General features: G+C 73.7%; 13 protein-coding genes and 1 other RNA gene. 4 read left to right on the plus strand and 10 right to left on the minus strand.

Going from position 1 to position 16,930, the window contains the following annotated elements:
• Positions 1-53: 53 nt before the first annotated feature.
• On the minus strand, positions 54-1,004 hold the full coding sequence (locus AB5J54_RS15605) for a LysR family transcriptional regulator (RefSeq protein ID WP_369144520.1): 951 nt from the start codon (positions 1,002-1,004) through the stop codon (positions 54-56).
• Positions 1,005-1,087: 83 nt separating this feature from the next.
• Here AB5J54_RS15605 and AB5J54_RS15610 point away from each other — a divergent pair, with 83 nt between their 5' ends.
• Positions 1,088-2,368: an MFS transporter gene (locus AB5J54_RS15610; protein ID WP_369144521.1), complete on the plus strand. Its 1,281-nt coding sequence runs from the start codon at positions 1,088-1,090 to the stop codon at positions 2,366-2,368.
• Between the two features lie 99 nt (positions 2,369-2,467).
• On the opposite strand, the gene ssrA is transcribed toward AB5J54_RS15610, so the two are convergent.
• From ssrA to ftsE, 5 genes are all read right to left on the minus strand, one after another.
• Positions 2,468-2,861, minus strand: a transfer-messenger RNA (tmRNA) gene (gene ssrA, locus AB5J54_RS15615).
• Positions 2,862-2,941: 80 nt separating this feature from the next.
• Positions 2,942-3,487, minus strand: a complete 546-nt coding sequence (smpB, locus tag AB5J54_RS15620) for an SsrA-binding protein SmpB (RefSeq protein WP_369144522.1) — start codon at positions 3,485-3,487, stop codon at positions 2,942-2,944.
• An 18-nt stretch (positions 3,488-3,505) separates the two neighbouring features.
• A complete protein-coding gene (locus AB5J54_RS15625) occupies positions 3,506-4,684 on the minus strand; it encodes a S41 family peptidase (RefSeq protein ID WP_369144523.1) in 1,179 nt (392 codons plus the stop codon).
• Positions 4,685-4,762: 78 nt separating this feature from the next.
• Positions 4,763-5,680, minus strand: coding sequence for a permease-like cell division protein FtsX (gene ftsX / locus AB5J54_RS15630; RefSeq protein WP_369144524.1), 918 nt, complete (start codon positions 5,678-5,680; stop codon positions 4,763-4,765).
• Between the two features lie 21 nt (positions 5,681-5,701).
• The gene (gene ftsE, locus AB5J54_RS15635; RefSeq protein WP_030692056.1) at positions 5,702-6,391 is read right to left on the minus strand and encodes a cell division ATP-binding protein FtsE; all 690 of its coding nucleotides are present in this window, start codon (positions 6,389-6,391) and stop codon (positions 5,702-5,704) included.
• A gap of 235 nt (positions 6,392-6,626) precedes the next feature.
• On the opposite strand from ftsE, the gene AB5J54_RS15640 reads away from it, so the two are divergent.
• Complete coding sequence (locus tag AB5J54_RS15640) at positions 6,627-6,809, plus strand: hypothetical protein (protein ID WP_041129480.1); 183 nt, start codon at positions 6,627-6,629, stop codon at positions 6,807-6,809.
• 102 nt (positions 6,810-6,911) lie between these two features.
• On the opposite strand, the gene AB5J54_RS15645 is transcribed toward AB5J54_RS15640, so the two are convergent.
• Positions 6,912-7,109 carry an LPXTG cell wall anchor domain-containing protein gene (locus tag AB5J54_RS15645; protein ID WP_369144525.1) on the minus strand — a complete coding sequence of 66 codons (198 nt, stop codon included), beginning with the start codon at positions 7,107-7,109 and terminating at the stop codon, positions 6,912-6,914.
• A gap of 31 nt (positions 7,110-7,140) precedes the next feature.
• Here AB5J54_RS15645 and AB5J54_RS15650 point away from each other — a divergent pair, with 31 nt between their 5' ends.
• Positions 7,141-8,025, plus strand: coding sequence for a hypothetical protein (locus AB5J54_RS15650; protein ID WP_369144526.1), 885 nt, complete (start codon positions 7,141-7,143; stop codon positions 8,023-8,025).
• A gap of 234 nt (positions 8,026-8,259) precedes the next feature.
• Here AB5J54_RS15650 and prfB read toward each other — a convergent pair whose 3' ends face one another.
• The 3 genes from prfB to AB5J54_RS15665 form a co-directional block, all read right to left on the minus strand.
• Complete coding sequence (prfB, locus tag AB5J54_RS15655) at positions 8,260-9,363, minus strand: peptide chain release factor 2 (protein ID WP_365224777.1); 1,104 nt, start codon at positions 9,361-9,363, stop codon at positions 8,260-8,262.
• A 29-nt stretch (positions 9,364-9,392) separates the two neighbouring features.
• Positions 9,393-10,631: a serine/threonine-protein kinase gene (locus AB5J54_RS15660; protein ID WP_369144527.1), complete on the minus strand. Its 1,239-nt coding sequence runs from the start codon at positions 10,629-10,631 to the stop codon at positions 9,393-9,395.
• Between the two features lie 107 nt (positions 10,632-10,738).
• Positions 10,739-12,463 carry a protein kinase gene (locus AB5J54_RS15665; RefSeq protein ID WP_369144528.1) on the minus strand — a complete coding sequence of 575 codons (1,725 nt, stop codon included), beginning with the start codon at positions 12,461-12,463 and terminating at the stop codon, positions 10,739-10,741.
• Between the two features lie 497 nt (positions 12,464-12,960).
• Between AB5J54_RS15665 and AB5J54_RS15670 the strand changes: the two genes are divergently transcribed.
• On the plus strand, positions 12,961-16,923 hold the full coding sequence (locus AB5J54_RS15670; protein WP_369149342.1) for an FHA domain-containing protein: 3,963 nt from the start codon (positions 12,961-12,963) through the stop codon (positions 16,921-16,923).
• Positions 16,924-16,930: the final 7 nt, after the last annotated feature.

Raw genomic sequence — 16,930 nt, forward strand, 5'->3', positions numbered from 1 at the left:
TGGCGGAACCTTGCTCTCACCCGGCGTACGACTCCCCTGTGAGCGCCCCCGCTCTACGCGGGCAGGCCGGGCTCGCCCTCGGGCAGCCAGGAGCCGGGCGGGCGCTCCAGCCAGCTCTCCCGGGCGCCCAGCTCCGCGGCGGCCCGGCGCAGGGCGTCCAGGCCGGGGTGGCGGAGTCCCTTGCGCCACACGAGGCTCACGGGTGAGAGGGGGACGGGGTCGACGAGTGGCCGGATCACGCAGTTCGGCATGGACGGGAAGTCGACGACGGCGAGGACCGGGTCGCCGTACTTGGCCATGAGCCGGCGGAACTCCTCGTGCCCGACGGCGAGCGGTGCGGGCGGGGCGACCTCGATGTCCCGGCCGGCGAAGAGGCGGGCGGCGAGGTCGGTCCACTCGGGCGTGCGGTCGTTTCCGGCTCCGGCGTAGATCCTCAGGCCGGCGAGGCGGGCGAGCGGCACCTCGGGCAGCGCGGCGAGGGGGTGGTCCTCGCGCAGGACCACGGCCATCGGCTCGTACCGGACGAACTGGGAGTCGAGCCGCGACCGGAGCCGGGCGTCGAGTCCTCCGTACCGGCCGAAGGAGGTGTCGATCCGGCCGGCGAGGATGGACTGCGCGGCGCCGGTGAGCCCGCTCTCGTAGCGGGCCATCAGCTCCTGTTCGGGGGCGAGTTCACGGGCCCGGAGGAGAATGCGCTCCTGGACGAGGTCGGGGCTGTTGAGGTCGACGAGGAGCGGCCGGGGCGCGGCGCGGAAGGCGTCGCTCAGCTCGTCGTGGGCGGCCAACACCCGGCGGGCGTACGGGAGGAGGCGTTCGCCGTCGGGGGTGAGGGCGACCTGCCGGGTGGTCCGTACGAAGAGTTCGGCGCCCAACTCCCGCTCCAGGCGCCGGATGTCGCGGCTGAGGGCCTGCTGGGCGACGTAGAGACGGGCGGCGGCGCGGGTGAAGTGCAGCTCTTCGGCGACGGCGGTGAAGGCGCGCAGCAGACGCGGGTCGGTGGACACCGCCGCATTTAACAACACAGGCGCGTGAATGGCCACCGAGAAGGTGTTGGACCGGCACGGCCGTGCCCGAGGAGCCTTGGTCCATGCCGCAACCGGACCTCACCCTCACCCCGGCGGGCCCGGCCCTCGCCCCCCGCTACCGCGACCGGCCCGCCGTCCTCCCCCGCCACCGCGACCGCCACCGGCCCGCCGCCCTCCCCCGCAACCCCTACCTCCGCCTCTTCACCCACCCCGGCACCCGCGCCTTCACCGCCGGGAACCTGATCGCCCGGCTGCCCATGGGCATGTTCGGCGTCAGCGCCGTGATCATGATCGCGGCGGCGTACGGCTCCTACGCCCTGGCCGGCGCTGTCACCGCCACCGGCCTCGCCGTCGGCTCCGTCACCGGACCGCTGATCGCCCGGCTCGTCGACCGGTACGGCCAGGCCAGGATCGCGGTCCCGGCCACCGCCTACGCGGTCCTGGGCCATCTGGTCCTGCTGCTCTGCGTCCACGAGAAGGCCCCCGCCTGGGCGCTGTTCCTCACGACCGCCGTCACCGCGACCACCCCCAACACGGGCGGCATGTCCCGGGCCCGCTGGGCGCACCTCTTCCGGGACGACCCGGACGCGCTGCACACCGCCAACGCCTTCGAGCAGGCCGCCGACGAGCTCTGCTACATGATCGGCCCGGTGCTCGCCGCCGTCCTCTGCTCGGCGCTCTTCCCGGAGGCGGGCACGCTCACCGCGGCCGCCCTCTTCCTCGGCGGCGTCCTGGTCTTCGCCGCCCAGCGCTCCACCGAACCCCCGGTCGCCCCCCGCACCACGGCCGGCTCCCCGCTGCGCGCCCCCGGCATGGCGCCGCTGCTCGCGGTCTTCCTCGCCACGGGAGCGGTCTTCGGCTCCATGGAGGTGGTCACCCTCGCGTACGTGGACAGCCCCGTCGCGGGACCGGTCCTCGCCCTCCAGGCCGCGGGCTCCTGCGCGGCCGGCCTCCTCTACGGCCGGGCCCGCCGGACGGCCCGGCTGCGCACCTGCCTGGCCGCGATGACCGTCCTGATGGCGATGCCGCTGCTCGCCGCCTCGACCGGCTTCCTGCACGCCCTGGCCGTCGGCCTCCTCCTGGCGGGCATGGCGACGGCGCCGACGATGGTGACGGGCATGGGCCTGGTCCAGCGCCTCACGCCCGCGGCCCAGCTCAACGAGGGCATGACCCTCGCCGTGACCGCCCTCCTGGCGGGCATCGCGACCGGTTCGGCCACCGGCGGCTGGGCCGCCGACCACGCGCCCTTCGCCTCCTTCGGCTTCCTGATCCCGGTGACGGCGGCGGCGGTGGCCCTGACCTTGTGCGCGACGACCGGGGTCGGCCGCCGCGCAGCGAGGTGATCAGCTCTGCCGCCCAGACCGAGCCTGCAAGAGGGCTTACGGCATGACAAAGGCCCGGCAGTCGCTCGCGCGACCACCGGGCCTGTGCCCACATGGGATGAGTGGAGATGGCGGGAATCGAACCCGCGTCCAACGGTGCAGAATCAGGGCTTCTCCGTGTGCAGTCTGGTACGAGTTTCTCAGCCCTCCGGATCACCCAGACAAGTCCGGAACGGGCTCAGTCACTGTTTGATTTCCCTCCCACCCCCGTGACCGGGGCGAGAGGTTTAGATCCCTGAATGACGCCAGGATCCGGGTCGGGACCACCCCCGGGCTGACGCTCCTCACAGAGGCTTCTGTTCGTTACCTAAAATTAGGCAGCGAGGGCGAAGCGGGAGTTATCGCTCTTGGTGTTGGCGATTATTGGTTGCGACATATGGTTTACGAGATCATTGCCGCTTCCTCGACACGCTTCCCACTGCTTCGACATCCGCTGTCGAAACCGATCATCCCCATGTTGTTTTTTCAAAGGTCGCACCCTCTGTGGGGTGCAGGACCCATGGTACGTGACCGACGGGTCCGGTTGCCAGCGTATTAACCGCGCTCGGCGGCCTGGGCCGCCCGCTGCCGCCGACGGGCCGACGCGATCGCCCGGTTCGTCTCGCGCGTGTCCTGCTTCTCCCGCAGCGTCTGCCGCTTGTCGTACTCCTTCTTGCCCTTGGCCAGCGCGATCTCGCACTTCACCCGGCCGTTCAGGAAGTACAGCGAGAGGGGCACGATCGTGTGACCCGTCTCCTGCGACTTCGACTCCAGCTTGTCGATCTCGGCCCGGTGCAGCAGCAGCTTCCGCTTCCGCTTCGCGTGGTGGTTGGTCCAGCTGCCCTGCATGTACTCGGGCACGTGGATGTTGTGCAGCCACGCCTCGTGGCCGTCGATCTGGACGAAGCCGTCCACCAGCGAGGCCCGGCCCATGCGCAGCGACTTCACCTCGGTGCCCATGAGCACCACACCGCACTCGTAGGTGTCGATGATGTGGTAGTCGTGCCGCGCCTTCTTGTTCTGCGCGATGAGCTTGCGCTCCGGCGCCTTGTCCGTCTTCTTCGCAGGCTTGCCCTGCACGTTCACGAGTCCCTTTGCCATAGTGCGCTCATTTTCGCACTACGAGCCCCCTCCGAGGCCACTCAATACCGTTCTCGCCCGCTCCTCGGCCCGCTCCCCCACCGCCAGGTCCGGCGCGATGCCACGGCCGTCGACCGCGTGCCCCGCGGGGGTGCGGTAGTGGCCGACGGTCAGCTCGGCGACCGAGCCGTCGGGCAGGGCGCTCGGCATCTGCACCGACCCCTTGCCGAAGGTCCGCGAGCCCACCGTGACCGCCCGCCCCCGGTCCTGGAGGGCGCCGGTGAGCAGCTCGGCCGCGCTCATCGTGCCCCCGTCGATCAGCGCCACCAGGGGCCTGCCGGTGTCGCCGCCGCCCTCCGCGTACACGGCCCGCTGCTCGCCCTTCACGTCGTACGTGGCGACGAGACCGCCGTCGAGGAAGGCGGAGGCGGCGACGGCGGCCTCGGCGACGAGGCCGCCCGAGTTGCCCCGCAGGTCCAGGAGGACCCCGGCGCCGGCGGGGGCCGCCCGCACCGCGTCACGCACGCGCGTGCCGGCGCCCTTGGTGAAGGCGGCGACCCGGATCAGCACGGTCCCGTCGTCGAGACGGCGGACGGTGACCGGGTCCGTGGCGAGCCGGGCCCGGCGCAGGGTCTGCGTCCACACGGCCCGGCCGCGCTCGACGCGCAGAGCGACGGCCGATCCGGGAACGCCGTCCCCCCGCAGCAGGGAGACGACCTCGGACACGGAGAGCCCTTCGACCGACCGCCCGTCGACGGACACGAGCCGGTCACCGACCCGCAGCCCGGCCCGCTCGGCGGGCCCCCCGGCCTGCACCCGCGTCACCCGGACCCCGCCCTCGCCGGACCGCCCGGCGGAGAGCCCGACCCCGGTGTAGGTGCCGTCGAGGGCCTGCTCGAACTCGGCGTACTCCCTCTTGTCGTACACCGCGCCCCAGCGGTCCCCGCTACGGCTGACGAACTCCTCGGCGGCCTGCTTGCCCGACTTCCCGTCGGCCATGGCCGCGGCGGCGGCCCGGCTGAGCGCGGCACTGTCGACGGTCGCACCGTCCGGCGTCCGGGCCGGGACGGCCCGCCGCTCGGCACTCGCGGACTCCTGGCGGGGCAGCACACCGGTGGCGGCGGCCGTGGCGAGCACCCCGGTGAACACCAACGTCAGAACGGCCCCGCGGACGACTCCACGGGGCCGGATACAGAAGGGTGCGGACCCGGCCGGCATGGCGCCCACTCTAGGACAAGGCGATGGCGCCGCACGGGCTTTGTCCGCACGACGCCATCCGCCGTCAGAAGTGTCTTGTCACACCTTCAGGTACTTGCGCAGCGCGATGAAGGCGGCCACGGCGGGCATGAGGAGTCCGATGGCGATCACCAGCGGCAGCTTCGCGAGGACGGCGTCCCAGCCGATGAAGTTGACGAGCTGCATCTTCTCGGCGAGCGCGATGCCGTGGTCGATCAGGAAGTACCGGCCGACGAGCAGCAGCACGCAGGCGACGCCGCCGCCGAGGAGTCCGGCGAAGGCGGCCTCCATGATGAACGGCATCTGGATGTAGAAGCTGGACGCGCCGACCAGCCGCATGATGCCGGTCTCGCGGCGGCGGCTGAAGGCCGAGACGCGGACCGTGTTGACGATCAGCATCAGCGCGATGATCAGCATCAGGCCCATGACACCGAGGGCGGCGATGTTCATGCCGTTCATCAGGTCGAAGAGGTTCTGCAGGATGTTCCGCTGGTCCTGGACGGATTCGACGCCGTCCCGGCCGGCGAAGGCCGTGGCGACGACCTTGTACTTCTCCGGGTCCTTGAGCTTGACCCGGACCGACTCCTGCATCTGATCAGGCGTCACCACGGAGGCGATGGCGGTGTCGCCGTACTGCTGCTTGTAGTGATTGAAGGCCTCGTCGGCCGTCTCGTGATGGACGGACTCGACGATGTCCATCTTCTTCAGATCGGCCTCGATCTGCTCCCTCTGCTGGCGGGTGGCCGCACCCTTGGAGCACTTGGCCGCCGTGGCCGCGTCCGCCTTGTTGCAGAGGAAGATGGAGACGTTGACCTTGTCGTACCAGTAGTCCTTCATCGTGCTGACCTGCTCGCGCATGAGCAGCGCGCCACCGAAGAGGGCGAGGGACAGGGCGACGGAGACGATGACGGCGAAGGTCATCGTCAGGTTGCGGCGGAGACCGACGCCGATCTCCGAGAGCACGAACTGAGCGCGCATGGTGTTCTGGATCCCCCGCCGTCAGTGCTGGTAGCCGTAGACGCCGCGCGCCTGGTCGCGGACGAGGCGGCCCTTTTCGAGCTCGATGACGCGCTTGCGCATCTGGTCGACGATGTTCTGGTCGTGGGTCGCCATGACGACGGTGGTCCCTGTCCTGTTGATGCGGTCGAGCAGCTTCATGATGCCGACGGAGGTCTGCGGGTCGAGGTTGCCGGTGGGCTCGTCGGCGATCAGCAGCATCGGCCGGTTGACGAAGGCCCGGGCGATGGCGACGCGCTGCTGCTCACCGCCGGAGAGCTCGCCCGGCATCCGGTCCTCCTTGCCGCCGAGTCCGACCAGGTCGAGCACCTGCGGCACGGCCTTGCGGATCTCGCCGCGCGGCTTGCCGATGACCTCCTGGGCGAAGGCCACGTTCTCGGCGACGGTCTTGTTGGGCAGCAGGCGGAAGTCCTGGAAGACGGTGCCCAGCTGGCGCCGCATCTGCGGCACCTTCCAGTTGGAGAGCCGGGCCAGGTCCTTGCCGAGGACGTGCACCTGGCCCTGGCTGGCGCGCTCCTCACGCAGGAGCAGTCGCAGGAAAGTCGACTTTCCGGAGCCGGAGGAACCGACGAGGAAGACGAACTCCCCCTTCTCGATCTCCAGGGAGACATCCCGGAGCGCGGGGCGGCTCTGCTTCGGATAGGACTTGGAGACGTTGTCGAATCGGATCACGGATGCACCACGGTCGGCCGGGAGTAGGTGTGCGTGACCTTACGCGACCGGGGATGGCCCGCGCAGTCGCGGTCCTGGCTTGCGACGTTTATCCTTTTCGCCCTTACGGACGGAAGGCGGGCAATCGGACGGGGCGCGCCGAAACGCCGCGGAGCTGGCACAGTGGTAGGGGGAACGTCCGGATCCCTCCGGGCGTTGTCCTGGTGTGTACCCCAGTGCGGGAGGAGGAGAGCGCATGACCTACGACCGACTGGTGTGCGCCAACTGCGCGGCCCCGGTCGCCGAGGGCCGCTGCCCCGTCTGCCGCGCGAACCGGGAGCGTCTGACCCCTCAGGGTCTTTCGCCCGCGATGCTGCTGACGCTGGCGATCGCGCTGCTGGCGGCGATCGCACTGCTCGCCGCGGTCCAGGCGGCCTGACCCGAGGGCGTACGAAGCCCACACGAGCCGGAACCACGCGAAAGGGCCGGGGAGCTCGCTCCCCGGCCCTTTGTCATGCGTCTACGCGCCCGCGCGGGTGCCTCAGACGGCGGCGCGACCGCCGCCGACGAGGCGCGGCAGCATCCGGAAGCCGATGCCGCCGGCGATCATCGTGGCGGCACCGATGATCAGGAACGAGGTCTCGGCCGCACCGGTCTCGGCGAGCTCCTCCTTGGCCTGACCCTGCTGGACGGGCTGCGAGCCGGCCTGGTCGGTGTCGGTGTTGTTCGGGGTGTCCACGCACTCGGCGCCGTCGAGGTCGACGGTGCAGGTGCCGGCGCCACCGTCGGTGGTCGAGCTGCCACTGGTGGTGGAGCCCGTGCTCGACGTCGACGAGGACGAGGACGACGAGGACGACGACGAGGAGGCCGAGGACGGGTCGCCCGACGTCGACGAGGACGAGGACGACGGCTGGCCCGAGGTCGACGACGACGAGGACGACGGCTGGCCCGACGTCGACGACGAGGAGGACGACGAGGACGAGGACGACGAGGAGGACGGGTCGCCCGAAGTCGTCGTCGTCGAGGACGACGGGTCACCCGAGGTGGTCGTCGTCGAAGAGGACGGGTCACCCGAGGTGGTCGTCGTCGAGGACGACGGGTCACCCGAGGTGGTCGTCGTCGAAGAGGACGGGTCACCCGAGGTGGTCGTCGTCGAGGACGACGGGTCACCCGAGGTGGTCGTCGTCGAAGAGGACGGGTCACCCGAGGTCGTCGTCGTCGAAGAGGACGGGTCGCCCGAGGTCGTCGTCGTCGAGGACGACGGGTCGCCCGAGGTCGTCGACGCGGCCGCCGCAGCGGCGCCGCCGGAGATCCCGCCGCCGATCACAGCGGCGGTCTCCTCCTCGTTGTCCAGGGCGTCCTGGACACCGAGGCCCGCGTCCTGGGTCTGCTCTGTTCCGAATCCGCCGACGGCCTGCGCGGCACCGGCCGCCGTCAGGGACGCACCGGCGATGATCACGGCACTGGCCGCGACCCGCACCAGGCGGACTCGCGTCTTGTTGGTCATCTGGCTGCTACCCCCAGTAGCTCATCTCGTCATGGGGCAGCGCTCGTGGCCCCGCGCAGCAGGGGTGCGTCACGACTGGACCTGCCCCCGTTCACACGCGTCCCAGAAAAGCGCATGCCAGTACGCCACCCTTCCGAGTTTCCGATGAAGCGTCAAGGTCGTTGCGCGTGCGATGCCCGAAAGATCACCAGGTGACCGAGATGCGACGATGCAACTGTGACGTAAACCCGGAACTCCGGGCCCGACGACGGCAGTTCCCTTGTCGACAAAGCGCCCCGACGGCCTCCGTTCCGCTTGCGTCAGCGAACGCGCGGGGGTCGCGGAACGGCACTGGGCCCCGCGCCGAAAAGGTGCGGGGCCCAGTGCCGTACGAACGAGGGGACTACTTGTCCTGCTGCTTGCGCCAGCGGATGCCCGCCTCCAGGAAGCCGTCGATCTCGCCGTCCAGGACGGACTGCGGGTTGCCGACCTCGAACTCCGTACGGAGGTCCTTGACCATCTGGTACGGGTGGAGCACGTACGAACGCATCTGGTTGCCCCAGGAGCTGCCGCTGTCCTTGAGGGCGTCCATCTTGGCCCGCTCCTCCTGGCGCTGGCGCTCCAGGAGCTTGGCCTGGAGGACGTTCATGGCGCTCGCCTTGTTCTGGATCTGGGAGCGCTCGTTCTGGCAGGAGACGACGATGCCGGTCGGGAGGTGCGTGATGCGCACGGCCGAGTCGGTCGTGTTGACGCCCTGGCCGCCGGGGCCCGAGGCGCGGTACACGTCGACGCGCAGGTCCGACTCCTCGATCTCGACGTGGTCCGAGGACTCGACGACGGGGAGGATCTCGACGCCGGCGAAGGACGTCTGGCGGCGGCCCTGGTTGTCGAAGGGCGAGATGCGGACGAGCCGGTGGGTGCCCTGCTCGACGGAGAGCGTGCCGTAGGCGTACGGGGCCTTCACCACGAAGGTGGTGGACTTGATGCCCGCCTCTTCCGCGTACGAGGTCTCGTAGATCTCCGTCGCGTAGCCGTGGCGCTCCGCCCAGCGCAGGTACATGCGCTGGAGCCGCTCGGCGAAGTCGGAGGCGTCGACGCCGCCGGCCTCGGCGCGGATGTTGACCAGGGCCTCGCGCTCGTCGTACTCGCCGGAGAGGAGGGTACGGACCTCCATCTCGTCGAGGGCCTTGCGGACGGAGGTCAGCTCCGTCTCGGCCTCGGCGAGGGTGTCCGGGTCGTCCATCTCCTCGGCGAGCTCGAAGAGCACCGCGAGGTCGTCGATCCGGCCGCGCAGGGTCTCGGCCTTGCGGACCTCGGCCTGGAGGTGCGAAAGCTTGCTCGTGATCTTCTGCGCCGCCTCCGGGTCGTCCCACAGGGACGGGGCCGCGGCCTGCTCTTCGAGCACGGCGATGTCGGCCCTCAGCTTCTCGAGGTCCAGGACGGCCTCGATCGACCCCATGGTCGAGGAGAGGGACTTCAGCTCTTCGGATACATCGACGACTGCCACGCGTCCAGCGTAACGGCTCGCCGCCGGTACTACGGCAGGGAGGACTGCTTGGAGTCCTGCGGCGGGGCCTCCGCGTCCCCGGAGGACGCCAGGTAGCCGCCCGCGCCGAGCGCGCCGGCGACCACGACCGCCGCGACGGCGAGGGTGATCCGTCTCTTGCGGACCGCGCCCGCCTTGTGGCGGGCCGAGCCCGGCCGCCGGGCCCCGGCGGGGCGCGGGGCACGGGCGGTGCCGAGGGGGCCGCCGGAGAGCTCGTCGGGGGCCGGGACGCGCATGGAGGTGTGGGTGTCGCGGTTGGAGTCGGCGGAGGCGCCGGGGACGAGCGGGACGGCGGCGCGGCGCGGGCCGGGCTCGCCCGTGCCCGTACCGGTGGTGTACGTGTCCTCCTCGTACGGCTCCGGGGCCGGCTCCGCGTCCGGCTCGTCGACGTCGAGCGGCGGGATGCCCTTGAGCAGCGGCAGGACGTCGCCCAGGCGGGTGGCGAGCTCGGAGGCGCGCAGCCGGGAGGCCGGGGCCTTGGCGAGGCACTGGACGATCAGCTGCCAGAGCTCCTCGGGGATGCCGGGCAGCGGGACGACCGTCTCGGTGACGTGGCGGCGCAGGACCGCGCCGGGGTGGCCGCCGCCGAACGGGGTGAAGCCGGCGAGCAGCTCGTACAGGACGGTCGCGAGGGCGTAGATGTCGACGGCGGCGCGCGGCGGGAGGCCCTCGACGATCTCGGGGGCGAGGTAGTCGGGGGTGCCGATGATCCGGGTGGCCTTGGTGCGGCCGGGGGTGTCGATCAGCTTGGCGACGCCGAAGTCGGTGAGGAGGGCGGGGTGGGCGCCGCCGGGGCCGAGCGGGCCCTCCATGTCGAGCAGGATGTTCTCCGGCTTGACGTCCCGGTGGACGACGCCGGCCGCGTGCGCGGCGGCGAGGGCCTCGGCGACGTCCTTGACGATCGCGACGGCGGCCTCGGGCGCGAGGCGCCGCTCGCGGTCGAGCCGGGTGCGCAGGTCGGTGCCGCGGACGAGGTCCATGACGAGGGCCAGGTCCGTGCCGTCGACGACGAGGTCGCGGACCTTGACCACCCGGGGGTGGTCGAGTCCGAGCAGGGCGGTTCTCTCCTGGACGAAGCGGCCGACGAGCTCCTGGTCGGAGGCCAGGTCCTCGCGCAGGAGTTTGACGGCGACGGGCCCTTCGGGTCCCTCGCCGAGCCACACCGTTCCGGCGCTGCCCCGCCCGAGGATCTGGTGGGCGGTGTAGCGGCTGCCGATGTTCCGTGCCAAGACTGCTCCCTCAGCGGCTGCGGTTCTCGACAAAGCTACGCGTCCACGGCCGCCGGTCTCGACCTCCGAGGGGAAATCACCCCTCGGAAGTCGACAAATCGGCAGCGTTACTGCCCCGTACCGCCGGTAGCACCCCCGGAACCGGTGGCCTCGCCGATGGAGGAGATCCAGTCGGTGACGGTCGAGATGCCGTCGCCGATGGCCTCCCAGTAGCCCTTGCCCTGGGCGACCCAGTCCTGGAGCGGGGTGAGCTCCCAGACGAGCCAGCCGGCGACCACGAACAGGACGATCATGATCAGGCAGCCCTTGAGGCAGCCGAGACCGGGGATGTGCACCGGGTTGGCGCTGCGCTGGCGCGGCGGGCGCGGCTCGCGGGGCGCGGGGGCCTGGGGCGGCGGCTGGGGCGGCTGGTACTGCTGCTGGGGCGCTGCGTACTGCTGCGGCGGGGGCGGGGGTGCGTACTGCTGCGGCTGCGGCTGGTACGGCTGCGGCTGCGGCGGCCGCTGCTGGGCGGGGCGCTGCTGGTACGGCTGCGGCTGCTGTCCGTGCTGCTGCTGACCGTACGGGCCGGGCCGGGCGTCCTGCGGGGGCTGCTGCGGCTGGCGCTGCGGGCGGCGGCGCAGCGGGTCGTCGCTCGGGTCCAGGTACTGCACCTGGGTCTGCTCGTTGCGGTCGCGGACCTGCCGCAGCTGGCTCTGCCAGGGGTGCGGCTCCTCGGCCGGCGGATTCTGCGGTACGGGAGGCATGACGGCCGTCGGGTCGGCGGCGCCCGCCGGTCCACCGGTCGGCATGACGCTGGTCGCGGCGGCGGGGTCGTACTGCGGGGGCATGCCGGCGGCCGCGGCACCGGTGGGCAGCACCTGGGTGGGGTCGGCGGCGCCCGGGGCCGACGCCTCCGGGGTCCCCGGGACCGGGGCGGGCGCGGGGTCGGGGGCGAGGAGCGCGCCGACGCCCTCCGCGGCCTCGATCTGGGCGGGCGTGGCGTGCACGCCGATGCCGGCGGCGACCGCGCGCAGGCCCCGGGCCAGGTTCACGGCGCTCGGCCGCAGGTCCGGGTTCTTGCTGAGGCAGCGCTCTATGACCGTCCACAGCGGTCCGGGCACGGTCGAGGGCCGGCGCGGCTCCTCGCTGAGGTGCCGGTGGAGGACCTCCAGGGCGGTGCCGCCCGCGAACGGGGGCCGGCCGGTGACCAGCTCGTAGAGGAGGATGCCCGCGCCGTAGATGTCGACGGCGGAGGTCTGCGGGCGGCCCTCGGCGGACTCCGGCGCCACGTACGCGGGCGTGCCGACGAACTCGTGGGTGCGGGTGAGGCCCGGGGAGTCCGCGAGGCGCGCGATGCCGAAGTCGGTCAGCATCGGGTGCATCTGGCCGCCCTGCTCGGCGAGCAGCACGTTGGCCGGCTTGAGGTCGCGGTGGACGACGCCGTCGGCGTGGCTGGCGGCGAGCGCGTCGGCGATCTGGGCCGTGAGGAGTGCGGCGGCGACCGGGGTGAGCGGGCCGCTCTCCCGGATGTACCGGTGCAGGTCGGGGCCCTCGACGAGGTCCATGACGAGGGCGAGGACATCACCCTCGACGACCAGGTCGCGGGTGCGCACGATGTTCGGATGGGTCAGCCGGAGCAGTACGGACCGCTCGCGCAGGAAGCGCATCACGATGTCCGCGTCGTTGGCCAGCTCCTCCTTGAGGACCTTGATCGCGACGGTCTCGCCGGGCTGGCCGGGCACGGCCGCCTCGGCGCCCGCCGTCTCCCGCTGGCGGGCTCGCCAGACGGTGCCCGTGGCGCCGCGGCCGAGCGGCTCCTCGAGCAGGTACTTGCTGCCGATAGGCCGCACGTCACGCGCTCCCTGCTGATCGTGGTCCTGGGGTGGTTCCTGAGCTGTCCCCGGGGTCCCTGTCCTCTGTTGTGTCCCCGTCCGGGTGTCCGGCCCACTTTAGTGCCGCCGAACGGGTCGCAGGCCGGTCGTCCACAGGCCGATTCCGACGCCGTGTCCGAGCCCCGCCGGGGGGCCCGAGCGAACGGAACTCGTCCCGAACTTGTCCGGAAGAAGACGCTCCACAGCGGTCGACGGTTGCCACGCATGCTCCGAAGGCATGCCCAACCAGGCTATTTCTCGTCCACGGCCGACCATTCAAGATCACTTGTGGCCGACCCGCGGGCGTGTTGTCGGTGGCAGGTGCGAGGATGCCTACAGCACGTCGCATCGACGGGGTCGGGAGCCCCCGCGCCGTGCCGACCTGTACCGGGCGACGCGTCCGTGCCGGGTGGGGGGAGACACAGGGCGGTTCCCTCCTGCCGGGCCATCTCGCGCAGAAGGGACCGCTGACGGCGATGCAGATCCGGCTGACCGTCCTCGCGCCGTACGCCGGCCACGGCGCCGGGCGCGCCTGCGACGTGCTCGTCACGGCCCCCGCCGGGACGGCCCTCGCCGCCGTGGCCTCGAACCTCGCCGCCGCCGTCACCGGCCCCGAGACCTCCGCCTCGGGCACCACCGTGCTCTACGCGGGCGCGGAGCGGCTCGACAACCGGCGCTGCGTGCTCGGCGAACCCCCGCTGGTCGACGGCGCGGTCCTCTCCCTCCAGGTCCCGGGACCGGACGACCGGGCCGACGAGACGGCCGCGGCCCGGCTGCACGTGGTCGCGGGCCCCGACGCGGGCGGAGTGCACCTGCTGCACGGCGGACCGATCAGAATCGGCCGTTCCGTCGACGCCGACGTGCCGCTCGACGACCCCGACGTCTCCCGTTCCCACTGCACGGTGACCGTCGGCGAGGACGGCCGGGTCACGGTCGCCGACCACGGCTCCACGAACGGGACGACGCTCGACGGCGTGCCCGTCGGCGACCGCCCGGTCCCGCTCCGTCCGGGCGCGCTGCTGCGCCTCGGCGAGTCCGCCCTCCGCCTGACGGGCCCCGGCGGTACCACCGAGGCCACGGAGGCGGTGGCGACGGCCCCGGACGGCGAGGGCCACCTGCGCGTCGCGCACGCGACGGAGCTGCCGGACCGGCCCGACCCGGTGGGACCGGCGGACGACGCCACCCACGGCGGGGCGCGCGGCATCGCGTACGGCGAGGTCTACGACGGGGGCCACGCGCACGCGGGGGACCCCGGCATCTCCCCCCACGACGGCGGCGAGCCGCACGGCAGGACCCGGGACCGGGGCGAGACGCCCACGGCCCCCGGCGACGCGTCCGCGCGCGCCGGCGGCAAGCGCGGGCTCGGCGCCTGGGCCCGGCGCCTCGCGGGCGGCCGCGAGGAGCCCCCGGTCACCGACGCCCACGCCACCCACTCCTCGCCGGACACGCACACCCACACCCGGACCGCCCCCGGCGCGCGGGGCGGCGCCCCCGGCCCCGTACCGGGCGCGGACACCTGGCCCGACCCGGCCACCGTCCTGCTCACCGCCCTCGGCCCGGGCTCCCGGCTCTGGGAGCGGCCCCAGGGCCACCCCGAGTCCCTGGTGGTCCGGCTCGGCACCACCGACCGCGCCGAACTCTCCGGCGTGCCCGTCACCGTCGGCCTCCGCGAGGCCGGATCCCTCGGCCTGGCCGGCCCCGGCGACCGGCTCGCCGGGCTCGCGCGCTCGGTCGTGGCCCAGCTCGCCGCCCTGCACTCCCCCTCCGACCTGGAGATCGTGCTCATCAGCGCCGACCGGAACCGGCCCCTGGAGGCGCGCCGCCGCGCCTGGGGCTGGCTCGGCTGGCTCCCGCACGTCCGGCCGGCCCACGGCCAGGACTGCCGGCTGCTCCTGGCGTACGACCGCGAGCAGGCCCAGGCCCGTACGGCCGAGCTGACCCGGCGGCTCGACGACGGCCCGCTCGGCCCCGGCTGGCCCAGCGCCGACCGCGCGTCGGTCGCCGAGGCCGCGGCCCGCCACGACGGCCCCACGACGGTCGTGATCGTCGACGGCGACCCCGGTTCGGCGGCCCTGCGCGAGACGGTCGCGCGCCTCGCGGGCGTCGGCGCGGCGGCCGGCATCCACCTGCTGTGCCTCGCCGAGGCGCCCGCCGCCACGCCGGACTCGCCGGTGGCCGCCACGTACGAGGCCGCGTGCGCCGCTTCCCTGGCCTTCCGCGAGTGCGGGGCCGCCGCGCTCCTCAGCGGCGACGTGGCGACGGCGCTGCGGCTGCTCCGGACCTCCGGCGGGCGGCTCGCGGGCCACGGCACCGTCGGCGTCGTCGACGCGGTCTCCGTCGCCTGGGCCGAGCGGTTCGGCCGGGCCCTCGCCCCGCTGCGCCCCGAGACGGCGGCGGCGCCGGGCGCCCGGGCCGCTGCGCTGCCCCCGTCGTCCCGGCTCCTCGACGAGCTCGGGCTCGCCCGGGCCACCCCCGCCTCCCTGATGGCCCGCTGGGCCTCGGCGGGGGACGGCACGGCGGTCCTGGGCGCGGGCCCGCGCGGCCCGCTGTCCGTGGACCTCACGGCGGAGGGTCCGCACCTGCTGATCGAGGGCCCGGCGGGCAGCGGGCGCACGGAGCTGCTCCGCTCGATCGCCGCCTCCCTCGCGGCGGGCGGCCGCCCGGACCGGCTGGGCCTGGTCCTCGTGGACGGCGCGGGCGGGGAGCGCGGCGAGGGCCTCGCGGTCTGTACGGAGCTGCCGCACGTCACCGAGCACCTGGTGGCCTCGGACCCGGTACGGATGCGGGAGTTCGCGCAGGCGCTGGGCGCCGAGCTGAAGCGCAGGGCGGAGCTCCTGGGCGACGCCCACTTCGCCGACCGCCGGGGGGTGGCGCGCGCCGCCGACCGGCTGATCGCCCAGCGCGCCCCGAGCGCGGCGGAATCCGTACCGCAGGGCGCCCGCGCGACGGCTCGCGTCCCGGAGGCCGGCGACCTGACGGACCGCCCGAGCGGCCGCACGCTCCGCACGGGCGACGGCACGATCGGCGCGCTGCCGAACGCCCGGGCCCCGTACCCGGGCGCGGACGACGTGCAGGGCCGCGGGAGCGGCCGGGTCCCGTACCCGGGCACGGGAGACCTCACCGGCCATCCGAGCGGCCGCACCCTCCGCACCACCACCGACGACCGGTCCTCGCGCACGGGGGCGGACGACGTACAGACCCGAACGAGCGGCCGGGCCCCGTACCCGGGCGCGGACGACCTCAACAGCCGCACCAGCGGCCGCATGCCGTACCCGGGCGCGGACGACCTCAACAGCCGCACCAGCGGCCGCGTCCCGCACCCCGGCGCCGACGACGTCACCGGCCGCTCCAGCGGACGCATGCCGTACCCGGGTGCCGGTGATCTCACGGATCACCCGAGCGGGCGGGTCTCCCGTTCCGGCGATCTCGCCGACCGCCCGAGCGGCCGCGTCCCTCGTACGGGTGAGCTGACCGACCGGTCCAGCGGGCGCGTCCCCCGGGCCGGGGACGGGTCCCTCGACGAGCGGGCCGGCACGCGGGCGCGGTCCGGCGGGGACGCGTTCCTCGGCGACACGCCCAGCGGGCGGCTGCCACGGCGGGACGCCGGGGCCCTCGACGACCGCCCGAGCAGCCGCACCCTCCGCACCGGCGACGGAGACCTCTCGGACCACCCGAGCGGCCGTGTCCCGCGCGCGGCGGGGGCGGACGACGTGACGGGCCGGTCGAGCGGCCGCGTCCCGTACCCGAGCACGGACGACGTGACCGGCCGCGCCGGCGGCCGCGTCCCCCACCCCGGCGCCGACGACGGAACCGCCCGCGCCGGCGGCCGGATCCCCCACCCCGCCTCCGAAGACGCCGGCGGGCGGATTCCGCGGCCCGCGGCGGGCGAGCAGGTGCCCGCGCGGGCGTTGCCGCGGCTCGTCGTGCTCGTCGACGACTTCGACGCCCTGGTCGCGCCCGCGCTGGGCGCTCCGGGCCGGCCGGCGGCCGGTTCCGTCGTGCGGGCCCTGGAGGCGGTCGCGCGGAACGGTGCGCGGCTCGGGGTGCACCTCGTCGCGACGTCGGCGCGCCCGGACCGGACCGCCGACACGGAGCTGGCCCACGGGGCCCGGCTGCGGATCGTGCTCGACGCGCCCCCGGTGGCGGCGGGCCCGGACGTGCCGGTGGCCGGGCGGGGCCGCCTCGGGCATCCGGACGGCCGGGTGACCCCCTTCCAGGCGGGCCGCGTCACGGGCCGGATCCCCCGGACGGCGACGCTGCGCCCGACGGTCGTCCCGCTGGAGTGGGAGCGGATGGGCGACCCGCCGACCCGTCGCCCGGTCCGCGAGCTGGGCAACGGACCGACGGACCTGGCCCTCCTGGCGAGCGCGCTGGACCGGGCCGCGCGTTCGGTCGAGGCGACGCCCGTGCCCCCGCTCGCCCCGGCCACGCACGGCTGACGGCACG

This window comes from Streptomyces sp. R44, from assembly GCF_041053105.1.
Classification (GTDB): domain Bacteria; phylum Actinomycetota; class Actinomycetes; order Streptomycetales; family Streptomycetaceae; genus Streptomyces.